The 21,077-nt window shown below is 63.6% G+C and carries 16 protein-coding genes; 9 read left to right on the top strand and 7 right to left on the bottom strand.

Features of this window, described 5'->3' with window-relative positions; genetic code table 11:
* Positions 1 to 187: 187 nt before the first annotated feature.
* The 7 genes from ABWK72_RS23010 to ABWK72_RS22980 all read right to left on the bottom strand — a co-directional run bounded on the left by ABWK72_RS23010 (position 188) and on the right by ABWK72_RS22980 (position 7,987).
* The gene (locus tag ABWK72_RS23010) at positions 188 to 724 is read right to left on the bottom strand and encodes a hypothetical protein (RefSeq protein ID WP_367871922.1); all 537 of its coding nucleotides are present in this window, start codon (positions 722 to 724) and stop codon (positions 188 to 190) included.
* Positions 725 to 833: 109 nt separating this feature from the next.
* Positions 834 to 1,076 (bottom strand): type II toxin-antitoxin system Phd/YefM family antitoxin, encoded by a 243-nt coding sequence (locus ABWK72_RS23005; RefSeq protein ID WP_367871921.1) that lies wholly within the window; start codon positions 1,074 to 1,076, stop codon positions 834 to 836.
* A 76-nt stretch (positions 1,077 to 1,152) separates the two neighbouring features.
* The gene (locus ABWK72_RS23000) at positions 1,153 to 2,064 is read right to left on the bottom strand and encodes a hypothetical protein (RefSeq protein WP_367871920.1); all 912 of its coding nucleotides are present in this window, start codon (positions 2,062 to 2,064) and stop codon (positions 1,153 to 1,155) included.
* Between the two features lie 161 nt (positions 2,065 to 2,225).
* The gene (gene guaA / locus ABWK72_RS22995) at positions 2,226 to 3,743 is read right to left on the bottom strand and encodes a glutamine-hydrolyzing GMP synthase (protein ID WP_367875372.1); all 1,518 of its coding nucleotides are present in this window, start codon (positions 3,741 to 3,743) and stop codon (positions 2,226 to 2,228) included.
* Between the two features lie 56 nt (positions 3,744 to 3,799).
* The gene (gene guaB, locus ABWK72_RS22990) at positions 3,800 to 5,254 is read right to left on the bottom strand and encodes an IMP dehydrogenase (protein WP_367871919.1); all 1,455 of its coding nucleotides are present in this window, start codon (positions 5,252 to 5,254) and stop codon (positions 3,800 to 3,802) included.
* 324 nt (positions 5,255 to 5,578) lie between these two features.
* On the bottom strand, positions 5,579 to 6,178 hold the full coding sequence (locus ABWK72_RS22985) for an HAD family hydrolase (RefSeq protein WP_367871918.1): 600 nt from the start codon (positions 6,176 to 6,178) through the stop codon (positions 5,579 to 5,581).
* Between the two features lie 429 nt (positions 6,179 to 6,607).
* Positions 6,608 to 7,987, bottom strand: coding sequence for a UTP--glucose-1-phosphate uridylyltransferase (locus ABWK72_RS22980; RefSeq protein WP_367871917.1), 1,380 nt, complete (start codon positions 7,985 to 7,987; stop codon positions 6,608 to 6,610).
* Between the two features lie 185 nt (positions 7,988 to 8,172).
* On the opposite strand from ABWK72_RS22980, the gene rpoN reads away from it, so the two are divergent.
* The 9 genes from rpoN to ABWK72_RS22935 all read left to right on the top strand — a co-directional run bounded on the left by rpoN (position 8,173) and on the right by ABWK72_RS22935 (position 20,868).
* Positions 8,173 to 9,576: an RNA polymerase factor sigma-54 gene (rpoN, locus tag ABWK72_RS22975; RefSeq protein ID WP_367871916.1), complete on the top strand. Its 1,404-nt coding sequence runs from the start codon at positions 8,173 to 8,175 to the stop codon at positions 9,574 to 9,576.
* A 409-nt stretch (positions 9,577 to 9,985) separates the two neighbouring features.
* Entirely contained in the window at positions 9,986 to 12,718 is a 2,733-nt protein-coding gene (locus ABWK72_RS22970) for a choice-of-anchor Q domain-containing protein (RefSeq protein WP_367871915.1), read from the top strand.
* A 318-nt stretch (positions 12,719 to 13,036) separates the two neighbouring features.
* On the top strand, positions 13,037 to 13,816 hold the full coding sequence (locus ABWK72_RS22965; RefSeq protein ID WP_367871914.1) for a PEP-CTERM sorting domain-containing protein: 780 nt from the start codon (positions 13,037 to 13,039) through the stop codon (positions 13,814 to 13,816).
* Between the two features lie 110 nt (positions 13,817 to 13,926).
* The gene (locus ABWK72_RS22960; protein ID WP_367875371.1) at positions 13,927 to 14,529 is read left to right on the top strand and encodes a hemolysin III family protein; all 603 of its coding nucleotides are present in this window, start codon (positions 13,927 to 13,929) and stop codon (positions 14,527 to 14,529) included.
* Positions 14,530 to 14,744: 215 nt separating this feature from the next.
* Positions 14,745 to 15,563, top strand: a complete 819-nt coding sequence (mutM, locus tag ABWK72_RS22955) for a bifunctional DNA-formamidopyrimidine glycosylase/DNA-(apurinic or apyrimidinic site) lyase (protein ID WP_367871913.1) — start codon at positions 14,745 to 14,747, stop codon at positions 15,561 to 15,563.
* 50 nt (positions 15,564 to 15,613) lie between these two features.
* Entirely contained in the window at positions 15,614 to 15,853 is a 240-nt protein-coding gene (locus ABWK72_RS22950; protein ID WP_367871912.1) for a DUF433 domain-containing protein, read from the top strand.
* Entirely contained in the window at positions 15,850 to 16,209 is a 360-nt protein-coding gene (locus tag ABWK72_RS22945; RefSeq protein WP_367871911.1) for a DUF5615 family PIN-like protein, read from the top strand. Before ABWK72_RS22950 ends, ABWK72_RS22945 begins: the two co-directional genes overlap by 4 nt.
* Positions 16,210 to 16,541: 332 nt before the next feature.
* Positions 16,542 to 17,198 (top strand): YdcF family protein, encoded by a 657-nt coding sequence (locus ABWK72_RS22940; protein WP_367871910.1) that lies wholly within the window; start codon positions 16,542 to 16,544, stop codon positions 17,196 to 17,198.
* Between the two features lie 91 nt (positions 17,199 to 17,289).
* Positions 17,290 to 20,868: a beta strand repeat-containing protein gene (locus ABWK72_RS22935; RefSeq protein WP_367871909.1), complete on the top strand. Its 3,579-nt coding sequence runs from the start codon at positions 17,290 to 17,292 to the stop codon at positions 20,866 to 20,868.
* Positions 20,869 to 21,077: the final 209 nt, after the last annotated feature.

The following is a 21,077-nucleotide window of genomic DNA, read 5'->3' as shown; positions in this document are numbered from 1 at the left end:
CGAGGCCGCAGAGGTGATTCGCTTTCGCCCTGCAGGCACGACGATTCTCCGCCCTGCAAGGGCGCATACTTCTTCGCCCTGCAAGGGCGGCCGTTGATAGCCCCGGGTGAAACCCGGGGTTTGGGTGCTCCAAGGGACGTGCCCTGAAAGGGCACACGTAGGCCTCGCTTGATCCCGCGTCCCGGCCTTACCCCTCCACCCGCGCCAGGCCGCCGAGCTCTTCGTTCCTACGGCAGGCGTAGTCGAAGAAGAGATCACCGGGGATGACCAATTCGACGGATTCCAACGAGGCGGGGATCTCCGCACGACAGAAGATCTCGGTGAAGTCCTCGATCTCCATGTCTCCGTAGCCGGTGCCGAGCGCGGTGATGGCGACGGTCTTGATCCCCGGGATCTCTGCGCAACGGAGGAGCACCTCGCGCAAGGCGGTCGCGGTATCTTCCCGGCTGGTTTCGTAGAAGCCATTCGCGGCGACGACGGCGAACATCCGGCCCCAAGTCTCTGCGGCCGGGATCGCGAAGATGCTGCCCCGCGCGGCGAACTTGATCCCCTGCCCTATCAAGGCGCGGTCCATTGCCTTTTGGAGGGACGGGCCGTGCCTGCCTAACAGGCTGGCCCCGGCCCCGCCGGAGAGGAAGAGGTGCTCGTTGGTGGAGAAGACGATGGCGTCCGCGGTGGAGTTCACGATGTCGCCGCGGCGGATGAGGCGTTGGGGTTGGGTCATTGATCGGATGACGGTGATGGCGAGCTCGCGACCAATTGCATACCCGACTATACGATTGGTCAATCGGCTGAGAGTCAGTTGATTTCGGATGTAAATCGCCCATTCTGGCTCATAGATCGATCGTCCGGCTAGAGCGTTTCATGGGCTCAGCCATGCCCCGCAGGATCGACTCGCGCATGCCGGGGATGCTGACGAGGTGGAGAGTTTCGTGAATTCCCCGCCAGTCGTCTTCCGAGACGAGAACGGTATTCCCCCGCTCACTGGTGATCCGGACCGGTTCGTGGTCAGCAAGCGTAGAATCGATGAGGTTGGAGAGATCCGAGCAAGCGTTCGCAGCGCTGACAGTCTTCATTCCATAGGGGTACGAAATTGAGTCCGCACGTCAAGATGCCAACCCAGCCCCCCGGATAGACGAGGCAAATGCTTGGTCATGGTTGCTCGTTCCGGATCTTATCTACCAACTTCTCTAAAAAGGCGGGAGCGTCTTCTACTTCACAAAGTGTTCCCATAGATTGGCCTGCAATCATCAGATCTTCAGACTCGTGATCCCCAATCAAAAATTCCGCCCAATGGCTCTTTTTAAAGAATTTTTTCATTGGGAGGGTGTCACGACTCCCCTCCGTCCAAACCAACAATCCATGAAGGTGTTCCTGATCTTCCAGCCAATTGCGAAGATTCCGATCAATCTCGGTTGAGACAGGGTGGTAAATAGTAAGTGCTGCAATATTAGCAGTCCCTTCATCGACCGATTTGAACTTCTTTGAGATGTTTCCGAGAGACGCATTGGGCCGCCCCTCTTTGAAGAATTTGTTGATGTTACTCGTCCGGCGCTTCACTTCAAGATTCACCACCAAGGGAGCAAGACCATCGTGAACTTTGATTTGCCAATCGTAATCAGGATCACTCTCCGCCTCCTTGGGGCCTCGGGTTACGGTCTGAATACTGCGTACAAACTTTAGCCACCATATTTCGTTTAGAGCATCCAGATGCTTAGCACCCCTTAGAAGAGCACCAAAATCACCCGGCCAAAGATCTGGCAGAAATTTCCGCCCCAGGAGGACGCACTGTCCAAGCCGAAGAAGATTACCCGTCGTAAAAAAACTTCCAGCGAAGGCCTGAGATCCGATTGCCGAGTTGATATCAAACTGATTTTTGGGTAACCAATATTCAGCTTGGGGCTGCGCACCTTTTGCACGCCACATCTCTGATGAAGTAAAGCTGCTCTCCTTGATCGGGAAGCCGATCGTCGCCATATCCTCGGAGATCGATTGCGCCATCCAATGCGCACGATCCGGGGGGACGTAATATTCCAGCAATGCTTGAAGCTCGTCTACGCTCATTGATCTTTTTTGCGAGCATAGCAGATACCCACAATTTTGGAATGATCAAGGCGGTGATGAGTGGCGATATTTCCATCCATAAATGCACAGGGACTGCCATGGCAGCCGCCAACCATCGAAGCGAGATCGAAGCCTCGCGATCCTAGGAACTAGCGCCCCATTCACTCCCACTCAATACTCGCGGGCGGCTTGGTGGAGATGTCGTAGAGGACGCGGTTGATGCCCTTCACCTCGTTCAAGATGCGGTGGCTGGTTTCGCGGAGGATGTGGTAGGGCAGCTCGACCCAGTCGGCGGTCATGGCGTCTTCCGAGACGACGGCGCGGAGGCTGGTGGCCCACTCATAGGAGCGCTCGTCGCCCTTGACACCGACGGTCTTGACCGGGACGAGGGCGGCGTAGGCTTGCCAGACTTTTTCATACCAGCCGTGCTCCTTGAGCTTGCCGATGAAGATGGTGTCGCAGGCGCGGATGATATCGAGCTTCTCGCGGGTGATGTCGCCGGGGCAGCGGACGGCGAGGCCGGGGCCGGGGAAGGGGTGACGCCAGAGGATGTCGTGAGCGATGCCAAGCGATGCACCGAGGGCGCGGACCTCGTCCTTGAAGAGCTCGGCGAGGGGTTCGAGGACCTTGCCCTCGGCTTGGAGCTCGAGGATGCGGTCGACGCGATTGTGGTGGGTCTTGATCTTGCTGGCCTTCGACTTGGCGTTCGAGGCGCTCTCGATGACGTCCGGGTAGAGGGTGCCCTGGGCGAGCATCTGGGCATCGCCCACGGCGTCCCAGAAGGTGTCGATGAACAGCTCGCCGATGATCTTGCGCTTGGCTTCGGGATCGGTGACTCCGGCGAGTGCGCCGAGGAAGCGTTCGGAGGCGTCGATGGTTTCGATCGGCACGCCCATGCGGTGGAAATTGCTCTGCACCTCCGCGGTCTCGTCCTTCCGCATCAGGCCGTGGTCGACGTAGATGGCGCGGACCTTCACGCCGGCTTCCTTCAGAAGTACGGCGAGCACCGTACTATCGACGCCGCCGGAGACGCCGCAGACGACCTGCTTGGTGCCGACGGTGGTGCGGATGCCTTCGATCAGCTCGCGCTTGAAGTCATCGATGCGGAAGGGGGCGAGCTCGCCGCCGGCGGTGAGCAGGAAGTTGTGGAGGATGCGATTGCCCTCGTGGCTGTGGGTGACTTCCGGGTGGAACTGGATGCCGTAGAAGCGGTCGCCCCACTTGAGCGAGACCGGGGTGCCGTGCTGGTTGGCAGCGATGACGACGGCGCTGGCGGGCAGGATCTCGACGGTGTCCGAGTGGCTCATCCAGACCTGCGAATTCTTCGAGACGCCTTCGTAGAGGCCGCTGCAATCGCCGGGGACGAGGGTGGCCGGGCCGTATTCGCGGCGGTTGCTGGACTTCACGCTGCCGCCGAATTTGATATTGAGCAGCTGCATGCCGTAGCAGACGCCGAGCACCGGCACGCCGAAGGCATCGAGTGCGGCGAAGTCGAGATCGGGAGCGTCGGGCTCGGAGGTGCTCTTCGGTCCGCCGGAGAGGATGATCGCGCCGGGCTGGCCGATGTTCGGGAAGTCCTCGAGGGCGTAGAGCTTGGCGAAGTAGCCGAGGTCGCGGACCCGCCTCACGATGAGTTGGGTGTACTGCGAACCGAAGTCGAGGACGGCGACGTGATTGATTTCCTGCATAGGGGAAAGTTCCAAGTAAGAAGTGCGAAGTGCCAAGAACAGCCAAGTCAATTCAGAGGCTGATAGTTGGTCGGTTCCTCGGTGATGACAATATCGTGCACGTGGCTTTCGCGGAGGCCGCCGGGGGTGATGCGGACGAAGGTGGCGCGCTCGCGGAGTTCATCGAGGCTATTCGCGCCGACGTAACCCATGCCGGAGCGGAGGCCGCCCATGAGTTGGAAGACGACATCGGAGAGCGGGCCCTTGTAGGGGACGCGGCCTTCGACGCCTTCCGCGACGAGTTTGCCGGAGCTGTTCTGGCCGTAGCGGTCGCCGGAGCCCTTGCGCATCGCGCCGAGGGAGCCCATGCCGCGGTAGGTTTTGAAGCGGCGGCCTTGGAAGTAGACGCTCTGGCCGGGGCTTTCGCGGGTGCCGGCGAGGATCGAGCCGAGCATGACCAGGTTGGCACCGGCGGCGAGGGCTTTTACGACATCCCCGGAGTAGCGGATGCCGCCATCGGCGATGACTTTCACGCCGACTTCCCGGCAGTAGCGGGAGACATTCTGGATGGCGGTGAACTGCGGCATGCCGACGCCGGCGATGACGCGGGTGGTGCAGATCGAGCCGGGGCCGACGCCGACCTTGAGGGCGCTGGCACCGGCGGTGACGAGATCGCGCGCGCCTTGCTCGGTGACGACATTGCCCGCTACGACGGGGCGGTCGGAGAGGGAGCGGAGCTTCGAGATGACCTCCATGACGCGGGAGGTGTGGCCGGTGGCGGCATCGATGAAGAGCGCGTCCGCGCCGGCATCGATCATGGCCTGGGCGCGCTCGACGCAATCCGGGCCGACGCCGATGGCGGCACCGCAGCGCAGGCGGCCTTCGAGGTCCTTGGCGGCGCTGGTGAAGGTGATGCGCTTCTCGATGTCCGAGCCGGTGATGAGGCCGGCCAGCTTGCCATTCGAGTCGACGAGCGGGAGCTTCTCGATGCGGTTCTGATAGAGGATGCGGCGGGCTTCCTCGAGCTCGGTATTGACCGGGGCGGTGATGAGCTTTTCGCGCGGGGTCATGACGTCCTGGACGAGGGCGTCGGTGCGTTCGAGGTAGCGGACATCGCGACCGGTGACCATGCCTTCGAGGCGGCCTTCGGAGTCGATCACCGGGAATCCGGAGAAGCCGTGCTCGGCCATGATCGCGCGGATTTCCTCGATGGTCTGCTCCTTGCGGACGGTAAGGGGCTTGAGGATGACGGCGTTTTCCGAGCGCTTCACGCGGGAAACCATCGAGGCCTGCTCCTGGATCGAGCAGGCGCGGTGGATGACGCCCATGCCGCCCTCGCGCGCCAAGGCGACCGCGAGTTCGGTTTCCGAGACCGTGTCCATCGCCGCGGAGACCACCGGGATATTCAGGCGGATGCCGCCCGTCACGTAGGTGGAAATGTCCGATTCCGTAGGAAGAATCTCGCTCAACGCAGGAACGAGAAGGACGTCATCAAAGGAGAGTCCGAGAGAAATATCCGCCATGGCGGAGTCAATAGAGGAGACCCCCGGGACGCAAGCGCGAAGAGTGGGTGGGGGTGGGTTGCTTTGCTAAGTCGTTGGGAGGTAGGAGGAAAACATTGAACATCGAACGCCCAACATCAAACATCGAAGTGGGAAGGCGCTGGGCGGCGCAGTCGGGAGAGGCACACCGCTGGTGGCATGCTACCTGGCCGGCCCGATTCGGTTGGGATCACCCGGTGGCCACCGCCTTGGGGACCGCTCGTCCGCCTGAAGGCGGGACTACTTACCCTTGGGGGCGGGCTCGGAGGGACCGCTCGGCCGCACAGGGGACTGTGCGGACCACCTTTACTTCCTCGCGAAGTTGAGAGGCGCGGGGACGGAGATGACTTGCATGCCGGCCAATTGGGCGGCCATGACGCCGGCGGGGGCGTCTTCGAGGACCAGACACTTGAGCGGCGAGATGCCGAGCAGCTTGGCGGCGCGTAGGAAGATGTCCGGGGCGGGCTTGCCGATCGGGACGTCGTCGGCGGTGACGACTTCATCGAAGAGGTCGGAAACGCCCACGGCTTGCAGGGTTTTCTCGATCACGTGGCGGGTGCCGCCGGTGGCGATGGCCATCGGGATCTTGCCGCGGAGGCTTTCGGCGAACTCGGCGACTTCATCGATGAGCTCGAGGGAGCCGAGTTTCCGGAGAAAGGCTTCGCGTTTGGCGAAGGCGACGCGCTCGGGGTCGAGCTTCAGGCCGTATTCGTCGTTGATCTCAACGACGATGTCCTTGGTCGGGCGACCGCCCATGGCGTAGAAGACGTCTTCCTTGAAGATGCCGCCGGCGCCGTGGAGGGCGAGGGCTTCACACCATGCCTCGAAGTGAGCGGGCATCGAATGGACCAGAGTGCCGTCGCAATCGAAAATGACTGCTTCGAAGCCTTCTGCCGACAGATTCATTTCACCTACGCTCGCCATGCGCCGCGGGGGTATCAGCCCCCCTCAAAATGACAAGAACGCAAATGGAAAATGTCTAATAATGAGGAGTTTCCGTTTCGCATTATCGCGGGTGGGGAGGTCTGGAAAGTCCAGTATTAGATACATACTGGACTTCCTGGACCTCCTGCCCGGCGCTCCGGGAAGTCTGGAAAGTCCAATCTGGAGTTTCTGGACTTTCTGGACCTTGGGGATGGCGAATGGACCTCACGACCACCATTGGCGGGCTGCCAGGGACCGTTCTGCCGGGCGGTGCCCGGCGGTCCCAGTGGGGCCGTCCGCAGGTGGCGACGCCGGGGTGGCTCGCCTTTGCAGCGCCCCTTGCAGCAGGCTGCATCGGGACAGCGGCAGCAGGCTGCGCGCAGTCCACGGCGGCGGGGCCGCGGAAGGCACTTAGAACTCGCCGTTTTCGTAGGTGCCGGGGGGGATGACGCGGGGGGCGATGGCGGTGAAGGCGACCTTGCCCTTGAGGATGACGCCATCGGCGAAGCTGAGGGGGCCGGTGACGGCGACTTCCCGGCAGGCGGCGAGGGAGGGGGTGCCGAGGGTCTCGATGGCGTCGACGAGCTTGTATGAGTCGTCGAGCGTCACGACAGGCGGGACGCCGACGCGGGCCGGGACGAGCTCGACGCGGCCGTCGTCGCTGACGGAGTAGGCGTCCGAGCGGAGGGCGAAGAGGTCGGCGGTGGACTTGACCGGGGCGAAGCGGGAGCGCGGGACCTCGATGGCCTGGGCGCCCTCGAAGCACTCGATGGCGGCACCCATGGCGACTTCGAGTTGGATGACGGGCGTGGAGTCCTTGTCGCGGGGGTCGATGGTCTTGCGGTTGCGGATCATCGGCAGCGGGAGGACTCCCCCACCCTGCTCGAGCTGCTCCTTCAGGACATCGAGGCGGAGCCAGATCGAATTGGTATTGAAATACTTGTGGGTGTCGATGTCTTGGAAGGCAGCGAGATCGGCGTCCGGGCACTGGGCGACCTCCCGGAGCAGGAGGCGCAGGTTATCGCGACGGACGGCGAGGTGGCCGCCCTTGCGATCGGCGGGGGTGCGGCGGGTGACTTCCATGAGGAAGGGCGCACCGGATTCCGCGAAGTAGCTGAGGAGGCCGGGCTCGAGGACCGCGCCGAGGTTGTCGGAATTCGAGACGAAGGCGTATTTCACGCCGTCCGCGAGGAGGCGGTCGAGCCAGCCGCTGCCGACGAGGGCCGGGTAGAGGTCGCCGTGGCCTGGCGGGCACCATTCCATGGTGGGATTCGCGGGCCACTCGGCGGGAGCGAGGGTCGCCTCGTCGATCTTCGGGACCTGATTCTGCATCAGCTCGACCTCCGAGGCCGTGGCGAAGCCGCCGGCGGCGTGGCGTTCGAGGTAGCCGAGGGTGTCATCGCTGGTGCTGAAGCTATTCATCAGGAGCAGGCGGACATTGGCACCGCTGGCCTCGCGCAGGAACAGGATCTGGCGGACGATGAGATCGAGGAAGGCGACGCCGGGTCGGACTTCCAGCACGCTCTTCACCTTCTGCAGGCCCATGCTGGTGCCGAGGCCACCATTGAGCTTGATGACGACGGTCTGGGCGAGCAGGTCGGGGTCGAACTCGACGATGCCCGGCTCGAAGACGGGGAGACCCTCGGCGGGGCGGATGGCTTCCTCCGGGATCAGTCCGGTTTCCTCGCGGCAGAGTGCCTCGTAGTTGTGGCGGAATGCACCGATGGCGGCCTCCATGACGGCGGCGGCGCGCATTTTCACTTCGAAGGGAACAAAATCTCCTTTATTCATCGTAGGGGAAGGTTGACGCGAGGGAGCGAGTTTTCCTAGGAAATCCCTCGACGCACCACGCCCTCCCACAGAACTGAGTGGCCCGCAAGTAAAATAAAAAGTGCCAGTGGCACGAAATTTGCTGTATCTTTTTTGCACCGTTCGGCATAGTTCTCCGCGTCCGCAGTGCATGCGGATTTTGAACCATGGCCGATGCCTCGCTCCATCAATCGCTAGGACAGCAGCAATCGCTGGCCCCGCAGATGCGACGCAGCTTGGAGATTCTCCAAGCGAACTCGATGGAGTTGCACCAGCTGGTGCAGCAGGCGCTGGAGATCAATCCGGTGCTGGAGGACATCACCGAGTCCATTTCGCTGGATGAGAACGATCCCGATCCGGAAGAGGCCGATTCCCTGGCCAGCCTGAACGAGACGGACGACGACTGGCGGGATCTGGAGATCATGGAGCGGCGGGCGAATCCGTGGAGCGCGGACGACGAGGAGCGGCGCGAGCATCTCTACAATTCGATCGTGGCGCCGGAGACGCTGCAGCAGCATCTGGCGTATCAACTCGATTTCTCGCTGGTGGAGCCGGATGTGCGGGCGGCGGCGCGGCACCTTCTCGGCAACCTCGATCCGCGCGGATTCCTGGATCTGCCGGCGCGAGAGCTGGCAGTGCGCCTGGGGATCGCGAGGAAGGCGATGGATGAGGCGCTGACCTTGCTCCAGAGCTTCGATCCGGCGGGGATCGGGGCGAGCGGGATCCAGGAGTCGCTGCTGCTGCAACTCGAGCGGAATGGCGAATCGGCGAGCTTGGAATACCGGATCGTGCGGGATCACTTGGAGGAGCTGGCGCGGAAGCGCTACCCGCAGATCGCGCGGACCCTGGGGACGAGCGTCGAGCGGATCTCCGAAGCGGCTGACAAGATCGGACGGCTGACGCCGAATCCGGGCGGCGACTTCGATCCGACAGGGAATCCCTACATCCAGCCGGATGTGGTGATCGAGAAGGTGGACGACGAGTGGAAGGCGCGGCTGACCCACGAGTACATGCCGAAGCTGCGGATCAGCGATTTCTACAAGGACATGCTGGGCCGGACGACGAACGACCGGAAGGCGCGCCACTTCCTGCGCGAGCAGATCCGGGAGGGGCGGACGCTGATCCGTTCGCTATCGCTGCGGCAGGAGACGATTTTATCGATCGCGGAGAAGCTGATCGAGCATCAGCCGGCCTTCCTCGACAAGGGGCCGCGGCACTTGCGGCCGCTGACGATGAACGAGATCGCGGATCAGATCGGGCTGCACGCGACGACGATCTCGCGAGCGGTGGCGGGCAAGTATGTGCTGACGCCGCACGGGCTGATGGAGATGCGGGCTTTCTTCGCCGCGGGGTATCAGACTGCGGACGGGACCGAGGTCTCGAACGCCGGGGTGCGCGAGGCGATCCAGGAGTTGATCGCGAAGGAGGATCCGGGCAAGCCGCTGTCTGATGATGCGCTGGCGAAGCAGCTGAAGACGCAGGGGATTCCGGTGGCGCGGCGGACGGTGGCGAAGTACCGGGAGCAGCTGGGGATTCTGCCGTCGCACTTGCGGAAGACGTTTACGAGTTGAGGGGGTGGCCATGAGTTGATGATCTGTGGTTGATGGTTGATAGTAGGACCAACAGCCGCCGGAAGAATTACTGGGAGATGGGGACTTTTCCGTCGCACTTGCGGGAGACGTTTATGAGTTGAGGGCCCGCGGAGGCAGGCATCGCTACGCATGGCGCGAGGGTGGCGGATAACGCCGTTGCTTTTTCTGCGGGGCTTTCCGTGTCCACGGCAAAGGGGGACCGCTCTGCGGGGCAGGGCCTCCGCGGTCCCGGGGGGCAGGCATCGGGCGGGCTGGCTAGGGACAGACCAGCGTCGGGTCCCGCGCTCATTTGCGGACGTTTCGGTATTTCCTGTCAAAGAAGACGGGGACCGATCATGATGATACGATGCAGAAATTGCGCCGTGTCCTCCCGACGTGCTTGGTTTTGATGGGTTTCGGCCTGTCCCCTGCGGCCCATGCCGCCCTTTTGACAGTGACCAGCCTGGCCGATGCGGGACCGGGCACGCTGCGCGATCAGGTCGCGGCGGCGGCTCCGGGTGATACCGTCAATTTCAGCGTGACGGGAATCATCGAGATGCAGGTACCCGCGATTTCCATCTCCAAAGACCTGACCATCACCGGACCGGGGGCAGGCAGCCTGACCCTGAGCGGTACTGGCAACGAACCCGTGGCCCACCACGTTGCTTCACTCTTCGACATCAGCAGCGGCATTGTCGGCATCTCCGGCCTCACGCTGAGCGACGCTGGCGGCACCGGCGGTGAGGGCGGCGCGATCCACGTGACCGGCGGAACGGTGACGATTGCCAGCACCACGCTCTCCGACAACGCGGCCGATCGAGGCGGCGCGATCCACGTGAGCGGTGGCACCCTGGCGGTGACGGACAGCACTTTTTCCAACAACCAGGCCGGAGGATCCGGCGGCGCCATTGCTGTTGTCTTAGGCGGGACCCTGACGGTCAAACGCAGCACGATTTCCGACAATCGCGCCTACAAATCAGGCGGAGGCATCTCCAACTCCGGCACGGCGACGATTGAGGATAGCACCATCTCGGGAAATATCGTGCCCCTAGGTCCGCTCAACGGCTACGCCGGAGGAATCGTCAATGGCGGCTTTATGATCATCCGGAACTGCACCATCTCGGGCAACCGTTCAGAGTCCGTCAGCAACACAGGCCTCACCGGCGGTGGCGGCATCAGAAACTTTGGCCCCCTGACGATCGCGAACAGCACCATCACCGACAATTTCGCGGATAAAGCCGGAGGCATCATGAATGAAGGCCCGATGGACCTTTCGAACACCATTTTGGCCGGCAACACTGTCTCGTTGTACGGCCCCGACATCCTGAGCGAAGGCTCTACGGGTACGAACAATATCGTCGGACAAGACCCGAAAATCGGCCCACTGGCCAATAACGGTGGCCCGACCCTGACCCACGCGCTGCTCGTGGGCAGCCCGGCGATTGACGCGGGCGATCCGGCCTTCGATGGTACCAACGTGCCTTACGATCAGCGCGGCCCGGGCTTTACCCGCGTATTGAACGGGCGCGTGTGCATCGGTGCCTGTGAAGCGAACTTCGACCAAGGCGCCAGCCTCATCGTCAACACGCTGGATGATCACGACGACGGATTCACTGATGCAGGTGACTGCACCTTGCGTGAGGCCGTCCGGTACGCGTCCGTCGGAGGCAGCATCACCTTCAGCGTGGCGGGCACCATTACCCTCACGAGCGGCGAGATGCGTATCAACAAAAGCCTGACGATCACTGGTCCGGCGGCTGCGCCCGGCATCACGGTGTCCGGTAACAATGCCAGCCGCATCTTCTGGGTCACCCAGGGCGCGACCGCTGTCTCCAACACGGTGAATTTCTCCCGCCTGACCCTGACCGGCGGCAATGGGGTCGGCAGCTTCCAGTCCGGCGTCGGCGGTGCCATCCACAGCGACACCTTCACGCCGCCCATGATCATGACCGTGACGAACTGCACCCTCTCCGGCAATCACACTGAGGTCGGCGGTGCCATCCGCAACGGTGGCACGATGACGGTGACGGGCAGCACCTTTTCCGGCAATAGTGCCAGCATCAACGCCGGCGCCATCCAAAACGGCCCCAACGTGCTGACGCTGACGAACAGCACCTTCTCCGGAAATAGCACGACCGGTCTCGGCGCTAACGGCATCGGCGGCGCCCTCCGCACCGCTGGCAGTCCGACGGTGACGAACTGCACCTTCTCCGGCAACACTGCCACCCTCAGGGGCGGTGCCATCGAGATCGCTGCCGGCGCGACGCCGAGCTTCTCCAACACGATCGTGGCGGGCAACAGCGCGCCGACCGGACCGGACATCAACGGCATCGTCGTAGCGGGCGATTACAACCTGGTGCAGAGCATGGCGGGCGCGACGCTTGCCGGCACGCACAACCTCACCGGGCAAGCGGCCCTGCTCGGCGCGCTGGCCGATAACGGCGGCCGGACCCAGACCCACGCGCTGTTGGCGGGGAGCCCGGCCATCGATGCGGGGAGCAATGCGCTGGTTCCGGGCGGTGCGACGATGGACCAGCGCGGTTTCGCGCGGGTTGACGGGGGCACGGTGGACATCGGCGCGTTTGAGGTGGATGTCACTGCCCCTTCCGTCACGATCGACCAGGCGGTCGGCCAGAGCGATCCGACGATCTCGACGCCGGTTCATTTTACCGTGGTCTTCAGCGAAGCGGTCACCGAGTTCACGACTGGCGATGTGGCACTGAGCGGCAGCGCCGGGGCGACGACGGCGACGGTGACGGGAAGTGGCTCCACTTATGATGTGGCTGTGAGTGGCATGACCGGGAGCGGCACGGTGATCGCGACGATTGCTGCGGGCGCTGCTCTCGATGCAGCTGCCAATGGCAGCACGGTTTCCACGAGCAGCGACAACGCGGTTTTTTACTTCAGTGCGGTAACGGTGCAACACGGCGGCACGATCCACGCGGAGGCGGGTGGCGGGTATAGCGTCGGCTTTATCGGAAACGCCGGGCAGGAATATACGATCCAATTCTCGGCGGAGCTGGCGCCCGGCGGCTGGCTGACGCTGCGGACGCAGGTTGCGGATTCATCGGGTGTTGTTTCGTTCTTCGACAATCCGCCGGCTGGAACGCCGATGCGCTTCTATCGTATGATCCTGCCGTGATGGCAGCGGTCGCTCCTGCGGGGGCGAAAAGGCAGGCAGACGAGCGACGGCGGTTTCCACTCCTGCCGCGCCGGGTGCAGCGCGTCTCAGGTGGCTTCTGCGGGGCAGAGCCTCCGCGGTCCCGGGCGCTGGCGCGTCAGACGGGACACTGCGCGACTTCTGCGGCGGAGATATCCGTGAAAACGCGGGGTCCCGATGTTAGACCATCTAACAGAAAACGTTTCTGGTGGGGATGTGGTTGAATAAAGTTGATATTCAAGGAGGCTGACAATAAGGACGGGCTGCCTCGCTCCACCCTATCCTATCCTTCCTCATTCGATGAACCTCCGGACTCCCCTTGCCCTTCTTGCATTTTGCCTCCCCGCAGCGCCCGCGATGGCGGCGGTGATCAACTACGGCGAACTCGAACATATCGATACCGCTTACCGGTCGAGCCTGGATGCCCTGCCGGGACAGATCGGCTTCGCCAACTTCGCGGGGACGAGGAACGGGGATGGAGTGAAGTTCATGGTCACTTTGTTCTTCAACGTGGATACTCCCCTGAACACGACCCACACCGAGTATCCCACCCCGGTAGGGAACAACGAGTTCTCGATGTATACCCAAGGGACATTCGGGCTCTATGTGTTCAACATGGACAGCAGCCAGCAGGAGCAGACGCGCCACCTGACCGGCGCGATCGGGACCGGGGCGCCCCTGATCGGACTCGGCGTGACCGGCCTCAGTTTTACCGAGGTGGACCAGAGTGCCGACCCCACCCAGCTGATCGAGGATAACATCCAGGCCTATGTCGGGCCGCAGACGAACTTCTTCTACTGGGATGACAACGGGTTGCAACCCGGGGTGGATCTGACCGGCCTGCTGGAGACGAACGGGACCGGCAACACGCTGTTGCAGGCGGGCTTTCCATTCACCGCCAACCCGGGCACCAATGCCGGGTTCTACTTCACCTCATCGGGGAGCGCATTCGGACCGAACGGGATCATGAGCGATGGGCCGCTCCACAGCGTGGGCGTGATTCCGGAGCCTTCGGCTGCGATTCTGATCGGTGCTGTGTTCCTGCCCGGGCTGCTGCTGCGGCGTCGCCGGAGTGCTTGAGGCGGCAGTCGCCTCGCTCGACAAATCGGCTTTCCTGCCTTAGCTTCGTGCAGATGTTTCCCGAAGGTCCACGCCCCCGTTCCGAGCTGTGCGAAAGCCATGCGGAGGAGATGGCGAGCATGGTGACGCATGCGGTGGGCACGGCCTTCGCGATCGCGGCGCTGGTGGCGATGGTGCTGATGGCGGAGGGCGAGGCCTTCAAGACGATCTCGGCGAGCGTCTTCGGCGGGACGCTGGTGCTGCTCTATCTTTCCTCGACGATCTATCATGCGACCTCTTGCCCGCGGCGGAAGCCGTGGCTGCAGGCGCTGGACCATGCGTGCATCTACCTGCTGATCGCGGGGTCGTATACGCCGCTGAGCCTGGTGGCGCTGCGCGGGCCCTGGGGTTGGGCGCTCTTCGGGGTGGTGTGGGCGCTAGCGCTGGCGGGGGTGCTGCTGAAGACGCTGGGGCGCGGGAAGAAGACGTCGTGGTGGTCGACGGGGCTCTACATTTTCATGGGCTGGCTGGCGGTCTTCGCACTGGGGCCGATGATCCGGGCGCTGCCTATCGCCGGGCTGGCGTGGTTGGTGGCGGGCGGGCTGTGTTACACTTTCGGGGTGGTCTTTTTTGCCTGGGAGAAGCTGCGCTTCAACCATGCGATCTGGCACCTCTTCGTGCTGGCGGGCAGTGTCTGCCATGTGGTGGCGACGGCGCTGTATATTTTGAAGTGAGGCGGTGGGATGATGGGGATAGGGAACGGGGCGCGGAGGGGAAAGGCAGGAGGGCAAACCACGGAATACACGGAATACACGGAAGGCTTTTGATGGCCGATGGCCTGGAGTGAGGCGGTGTTGTGGCGAGGGTTCGGGCCTGCCCCAGCCGGACCTTTCGGAGAAAGGTCCCTGCCTTGCTTGCGGTCCGCGGGAAGCACTGCGATTCTTGAGGGGTGCCGGAGCTGCCTGAAGTCGAGACGACCCGCCGCGGGGTGGAGCCACATGTGAAGGGGAAGACGGTGCGCGAGGTGATCGTGAGGCATCGCGGGCTGCGGCTGCCGGTTTCGGAATCGCTGGAGGAGATCGCGGGGGATCGCTTCACGGGGGTGCGGCGGCGCTCGAAGTATCTGATCCTGGATCTGGCGAGGGGCGGGGCTCTTTTGGTGCACCTGGGGATGTCGGGGAGCCTGCGGCTGAGCGATCCGGATGCGGAGTTCAAGAAGCATGATCATGTGGTGATCACGCTCTCGTCCGGGAAGCAGTTGCGGTTTCATGATCCGCGGCGCTTCGGGATTTTCCTGCATGTGCCGGAGGGTGATCCAATGGAGCATGCGCTGTTGAAAGGGCTGGGGCCGGAGCCGCTGGAGGAGGGATTTACAGCGGCGACGCTGGTGGCGGCATTCGGTGCGCGGAGCATCGCGGTGAAGGTGGCGCTGATGGATGCGAAGGTGGTGGTGGGAGTGGGCAATATCTATGCGAGCGAGGCATTGTTTCGTGCGGGGATCCGTCCTGACACGCCGGCGAACAAGGTGACGAAGCCGCGGCTGGCGAAGCTGGTGGCGGCGATCCGGGCGGTTCTAACAGAGTCGATCGAGCAGGGCGGGACGACCTTGCGGGACTTCATCAATTCGGATGGCGAGCCGGGCTATTTCGCGCAGCGGCTGTTTGTCTATGACAGGAAAGGCGAGCCGTGCCGGGTGTGCGGGACGCCGATCAAGCAGTCGGTAATGGGGCAGCGGTCGACGTATTGGTGTGCGGTGTGTCAGAGGTAGGGTGGTGGCGCTTCCTTGACTCGCCGCGCGCAATCGCCCATCTTGGTGTCATGGAATGGACGGATCGCATCACGGTTGACCCTGCCGTCAGCCACGGGAGGGCCTGCATTCGCGGGACGCGGATTCCTGTATCGGTGGTGCTCGACAATCTGGCGGCTGGAATCGGTGAGGATGAGATCCGAGCCAGCTATCCTTCCCTACAGGTTCCGGATATCCGGGCGGCGATTGCTTACGCCGCCCATCTCGCGAAGGAGCGGATGGTGGAAACGCCGACTGGCATCGCGGCATGAAGTTCAAGTTCGACGAGAACCTGCCGACGGAGCTGGGAGATGTCCTACGCAGTGCAGGTCACGACGCTCATTCGGTCTTCGACGAACAGTTGAATGGAGCTCCGGATACTTCGATTGCCCGAGCCTGTCAGGATGAGGGTCGTATTCTCATCACTCTCGATCTTGATTTTTCGAACATCATCCATTATCCGCCGCGGCTTTTTCCCGGAATCATCGTCTTGAGGCCGGCGAATCAGGACAAGAATAGCGTCCTCGCCATGGTCCCGCGAATTCTCGAACTTCTCAAGACAGAGGAGATCGAGCGTAAGCTCTGGATCGTTGATGAGAAGAAGACTCGTATCCGCGGTGGAGACTGAATGAACCGCAGCCTATTTCATGATGGGGAGCGCCGTCGCTTGCCTGCTTGGCGTTTCCATGTCCACGACAGCAAGGGACCATTCTGCGGGCCGGTGGCTCCGCGCTCCCAGGGGAAGAGCCGTCCGTGAAGCACCACGGGAATGTGGCTAGAGAGCAGAGCGGGCTGCCGCAGTCCAAGGCCGCTGCGCGGCTTTCGTTCCGGGGATCTCCGGGTGGATGTTTACTTGCACTGGCTTCGTCCGCCTGAAGGCGGGACTACTTACCCTTGGGGGCGGGCTGTTAGGGACCGCGCTTGCGGGTTGGAAAGGCACGCTCCAAATTGACGCTTGTTATGACACCCGAGATCCATGCTGCCATCGCCCGCCTGTGGGACTACCACCGGATGCACCATGAGCTGGTGAATGCGGAGGTCATCCTGGTCTTCGGCAGCAACGATCTGCGGGTGGCGGGGCATGCGGCGGAGCTGTGGCACCGGGGGCTGGCACCGCGGATCCTGTTCTCGGGCGCGCGGGGGCGGATGACGCAGGACTGGGCGGAGACGGAGGCGGCATCGCTGGCGCGGGTGGCGGTGGAGGCGGGGGTGCCGGTGGATTGCGTGCTGACGGAGGACCGGGCGACGAACACGGGGGAGAATATCCGGTTCAGCCGTGCTTTGCTGGAAGAGCGCGGCTTGACGCCATCTACGGCGATCGTCGTACAGAAGCCGTATATGGAGCGGCGGACCTTCGCGGCGCTGGGGGCGCAGTGGCCGGAGCTGGAGTGCCGGATGAGTTCGCCTGGACTGGATTTTGCGGAGTATTGCACGGCGGAGCTGACGCCGGAGCTGGTGATCGCGGCGGCGACGGGGGACTTCCAGAGGATCCTGGACTATCCGGCACTGGGCTTCGCAACGGCGCAGGAGGTGCCGGAGGAAGTGATGGCGGCGTATCGTTTTCTGGTGAGCGAAGGGTTTGATGCGAGGTTGAGGCAGGGATCCGGGCCAGGATAAACTGGTGGGGCAGACCGACCACCTGCGGACGGTTGCCCGCGGTGGCGGCGGGGAGGATCGTGGTGGGGTCGAAGATCTCAAAAAAACCACCATGGATACCCGTTCGTACGCCTTCTTATTCGCCGCACTTGCGGCCGGTGCCAGCCAGGCACAAGACCTCCGCAGTGCCACGGCGGACAATCTCAACCTGCCGGGCGCGTGGAGCGATGGCAGCGTGCCCGTGGCCGCGGATATTGCGACCTGGAATGCGGCCAGCACCTTGGCCAACACCTTGGGAGCGAACCTGACTTGGAGTGGGCTGAATGTCAGCGCGGCCAGCGGTGCGGTGAGCATAAGCGGGACGAACACGCTGGCAGCGGGTGCGATCAACACGGGCGCGAACCAGCTCGCGATCACCACCAGCGCCGCGAACAACAGCCTGAGCTTCTCCAGCCTGAGCGGCAGCGGCCGCCTGACGGTGAACAACGGCACCTTCAACAACGGGGTGGCGGCTTTCAATACCGCGAACGCGCTGAACTTCACGGGGACCCTGGCGCTGCGCGGGGGCAATGCGGCGACGACGCCGGGAGCGGTGGGCGGCAGCTTCTTCTATCTCGGCAGGACCGGGATCACGCAGGCGGCGGGCACGGCCTTCGAGCTGGATACCGGGGCGAGCGCGACGGATGCGAAGGATGTCATTTTCGACAGCGGCGCATGGGGCGGCAAGACGATCAACCTGAGCGCGCTGCGGGGCTTCGGCACGCTGCGGCGGGATTCGGGGCCGGGGGCCAGCACGGTCACGCTCAACATCGTGCAAACGGTGGACACGGTTTTCAACGGAATGGTCCTGGCGCACGCGGGCACCAACGTCGCCGATATCCGCCATCTCAGCATCACGAAGGATGGCATCGGCTCGCTGACGCTGGCCGGGATCGTGGGCAAGCAAACGCAGAGCGCCGGAGCGAATGCGGCGAACGTGAACCTGGGCATCGCGGGCGGCACGCTGGTGCTGGCGGCGACGAATACGCGGACTGGCACGACGACGGTCGGAGCCGCGGGCACGCTGCAGGCCGGCAACGGTGGCAGCACCGGGACGATCGGGGCGGATGCGGTGACCAACGACGGCTCGCTGGTCTTCAACTACGGGACGGGAGCGGCGGTGACGGTGGCGAACGTGATCTCCGGCAGCGGCACGATCACGAAGCGCGGTGCGGGGACGGTGATTCTCAATGGCATCTCCACGATGAGCGGCGCGACGACGGTGGAAGCCGGGACCCTGTGGCTGGGAGGCGATCTGGCTTCGAGCGCGGTGGCGGTGAACTCCGGGGCGACGATCGCCGCGGGCACGGCGGTCCAGCCGGGGGCGGGCTTCGTGAAGACGCTGACGCTGGCGGGCGGCAGTGCATCGGAGTTCCGGGCCGGCACGATGTATGACGAGCTGGTGGTGAACGAGGTGAACGGACTCGTGGTCTCCGGACCGCACACGGTGACGGTGGTGCCGACCGGCGGGCTGAACTCCGGCGACAAGCTTTCGGTCATCGACTACGAGGGGACTTTCAGCGGCTTCGGGAATCTGTCGCTGGCACCCGGCTCGCGCTTCTCGCTGGTGCACAATACCGCGGAGACGAAGATCGAGCTGGAATACACCGGCGGCATCCTGCTGTGGAAGGGCGGCAGCGGCGTGTGGGAAACGGGCGGTGCGACGAATTGGGAGTTGGGCGGCAGCCCGACGGCCTTCCTGCAGGGGGATGCAGCGCAATTCGCGGACGGTGCCACTACCGGCAACGTGAGCTTGAGCGGCATCTTGACCCCGGGCTTGGTGACGATCGCGAATGACGCGCTGGCTTACACGCTGGGCGGGACCGGCACGCTGGGCGGCGCGGGCAGCTTCACCAAGCAAGGCCCGGGCGCGGCGACGGTGACGGCGGCGACCTCCTACACCGGTAGTACTTTGGTGGAGGAAGGCAGCCTGACCTTCGGCGATGGCGCGACTTCCGGGCAGATCGGCAAGGGCACGGTGGATGTGGTGGCCCCCGGCACGCTGCGGATCAGCCGCAGCGACCTGCTGGACTACAAGACCGATCCACGGTTGCGCAGCGTGGGCGGCGACGGCGAGATCGTGATCGATGGCGGCGGCACGGTCTTCAGCTATCCGGGGACGGGACTGGGCTTCGCGGAGGCCAATTCGTGGTCGAACTTTTCCGGCAACCTGACCCTGAAGAACGGCTCCGAATTCCAGACGATCCGCAACGGGGCGACGGCGCTGGGCAGCGGGGACGTGATCCTGGGCGATGCGACGACGAGCGGCAAGCTGTCGCAGATCGAGGGCAACTGGACCTGGACCAACGACATCGTGCTCAACGGGCCGGACAACCGGATCATGAACCGCACCACGGGCATTGACCGCACATTGAAGCTGCAGGGCGTGATCTCGGGCAGCGGCAACCTGACTTTCGAGGACACGGGGGCCTCGATGAACAACAATCTGCGGGGCTTCATCCTGACCGGGGAGAATACCGCGAGCGGCACGCTGACGATCCCGGCCGCCACGCCGCTGCGGGTGGGCGGCATCCCGGGAAATGTGGATGCGACCCAGCTCGGCGCGGGGGCGGCGGGAAACCTGGGAGCCGCGACGGTGGTGAACGAGGGGACGCTGAGCTTCACGCGGAGCGATGCCCATGCGGTGCCTAACAGCATCTCCGGCGGCGGTCAGGTTTTCGTGGGACTGGTGACGGGCACGGAGCTGCAGGAGGTGAGCTTTACCGGGACCAAGACCTACACCGGGCCGACGACGGTGCGTAGCGGGAAGCTGCTGGTGAACACCGCGCTGACGGCATCCCCGGTGGTGGTGGAAGCGGTCGGGACGCTGGGTGGCAGCGGGAGCATCGCGACGGACTCGGCAGTGAGCGGAACGCTGGCACCGGGTGTAGGCGTGGGGACGACGACTTTCGGCGATGATCTGGCGCTGGAGGCTGGGTCGAAGATCGCATGGGAGATCGCGGACTGGAATGGCAGTGCGGGCAGCGGCTACGACACGATCCAAGCGAACACGCTGACGATTGATGCGACGAGCGGCGCACCGCTGACGATCGTGATCACGCCGGCGGCGCTGGCGGATTTCAGCGAGGTGCCGAAGAGCTTCACGCTGGTGAGCACGACGAGTGGGATCAGCGGCCTGGATGCGGGGGAGATCACGGTGGATTCCAGTGCGTTCCCGGGGACGGGATCGTGGACGGTGCAGGCGGCGGGGAACCTACTACAGATCTCGTATGCGCTGGGGACGGCCTACGATGCCTGGGAAAACACGAACGGGATCGCAGGTACGGGGGCGGATGTGGATTCGGATCAGGACGGGATTCCGAACGGGATCGAGTTCGTGATCGGCAGCGATCCTTCGGAGTCGGATTCGAGCGCGCTGAAACCGCAGATGACGCTGGATGCGGCTTATGTGAACTTCGTTTTCCGCCGCACGGATGATTCGGCGGGCTTCGATCCGGTGGTGGAGTATGGCACGAGCCTGGCTGGCTGGACGACGGCGCAGCCGGGCCAGCCGGTGGAGAATCCGGTGCTGATCGCGGAGGTGAATAACTTCCACGGCGCGAGGATCGACCAGGTGACGGTGAGGATTCCGCGGGAGCTGGCGAGTCCGGGCGGGAAGATTTTCGCGCGACTCAAGGTGGAGATCCCTTGAGGAGCGTGGCGGAGCCGTGCGGGCGTGAGGGGCGAGGTCTTAATTTAGCGATCGCACGGTTTTGAGGAATGAGGCGCGCGTCCTGCGAGGGGCCCGCGTCTTTTTTGTGGAGGGAGCCGTCTTGATTCTGCGGTCCCTGAAGGATACGCGTCACGCTTGGACCTCTCTGCCGGACGGTGCCAGTGGGGCTGTCCGTTGGCTATTGCTTC

Source organism: Luteolibacter sp. Populi (genome assembly GCF_040801775.1).
In the GTDB taxonomy this organism is placed as follows: Bacteria; Verrucomicrobiota; Verrucomicrobiia; order Verrucomicrobiales; family Akkermansiaceae; genus Haloferula.
Note: the sequence above shows the minus strand (reverse complement) of the source record. Positions and strands in the feature narration are given on the sequence as shown.

Bases quoted from the DNA above. Each gene is read 5' to 3' on its own strand.
- ABWK72_RS22960 (WP_367875371.1), top strand. From the start codon at position 13,927: ATGGCGAGCATGGTGACGCATGCGGTGGGCACGGCCTTCGCGATCGCG.
- ABWK72_RS22935 (WP_367871909.1), top strand. From the start codon at position 17,290: ATGGATACCCGTTCGTACGCCTTCTTATTCGCCGCACTTGCGGCCGGT.
- ABWK72_RS22980 (WP_367871917.1), bottom strand. From the start codon at position 7,987: ATGAATAAAGGAGATTTTGTTCCCTTCGAAGTGAAAATGCGCGCCGCC.
- ABWK72_RS22985 (WP_367871918.1), bottom strand. From the start codon at position 6,178: ATGAATCTGTCGGCAGAAGGCTTCGAAGCAGTCATTTTCGATTGCGAC.
- guaB (WP_367871919.1), bottom strand. From the start codon at position 5,254: ATGGCGGATATTTCTCTCGGACTCTCCTTTGATGACGTCCTTCTCGTT.
- ABWK72_RS22950 (WP_367871912.1), top strand. From the start codon at position 15,614: ATGGAATGGACGGATCGCATCACGGTTGACCCTGCCGTCAGCCACGGG.
- ABWK72_RS23010 (WP_367871922.1), bottom strand. From the start codon at position 724: ATGACCCAACCCCAACGCCTCATCCGCCGCGGCGACATCGTGAACTCC.
- ABWK72_RS22940 (WP_367871910.1), top strand. From the start codon at position 16,542: ATGACACCCGAGATCCATGCTGCCATCGCCCGCCTGTGGGACTACCAC.
- ABWK72_RS22945 (WP_367871911.1), top strand. From the start codon at position 15,850: ATGAAGTTCAAGTTCGACGAGAACCTGCCGACGGAGCTGGGAGATGTC.
- ABWK72_RS22970 (WP_367871915.1), top strand. From the start codon at position 9,986: ATGGGTTTCGGCCTGTCCCCTGCGGCCCATGCCGCCCTTTTGACAGTG.
- rpoN (WP_367871916.1), top strand. From the start codon at position 8,173: ATGGCCGATGCCTCGCTCCATCAATCGCTAGGACAGCAGCAATCGCTG.
- ABWK72_RS23000 (WP_367871920.1), bottom strand. From the start codon at position 2,064: ATGAGCGTAGACGAGCTTCAAGCATTGCTGGAATATTACGTCCCCCCG.
- ABWK72_RS23005 (WP_367871921.1), bottom strand. From the start codon at position 1,076: ATGAAGACTGTCAGCGCTGCGAACGCTTGCTCGGATCTCTCCAACCTC.
- ABWK72_RS22965 (WP_367871914.1), top strand. From the start codon at position 13,037: ATGAACCTCCGGACTCCCCTTGCCCTTCTTGCATTTTGCCTCCCCGCA.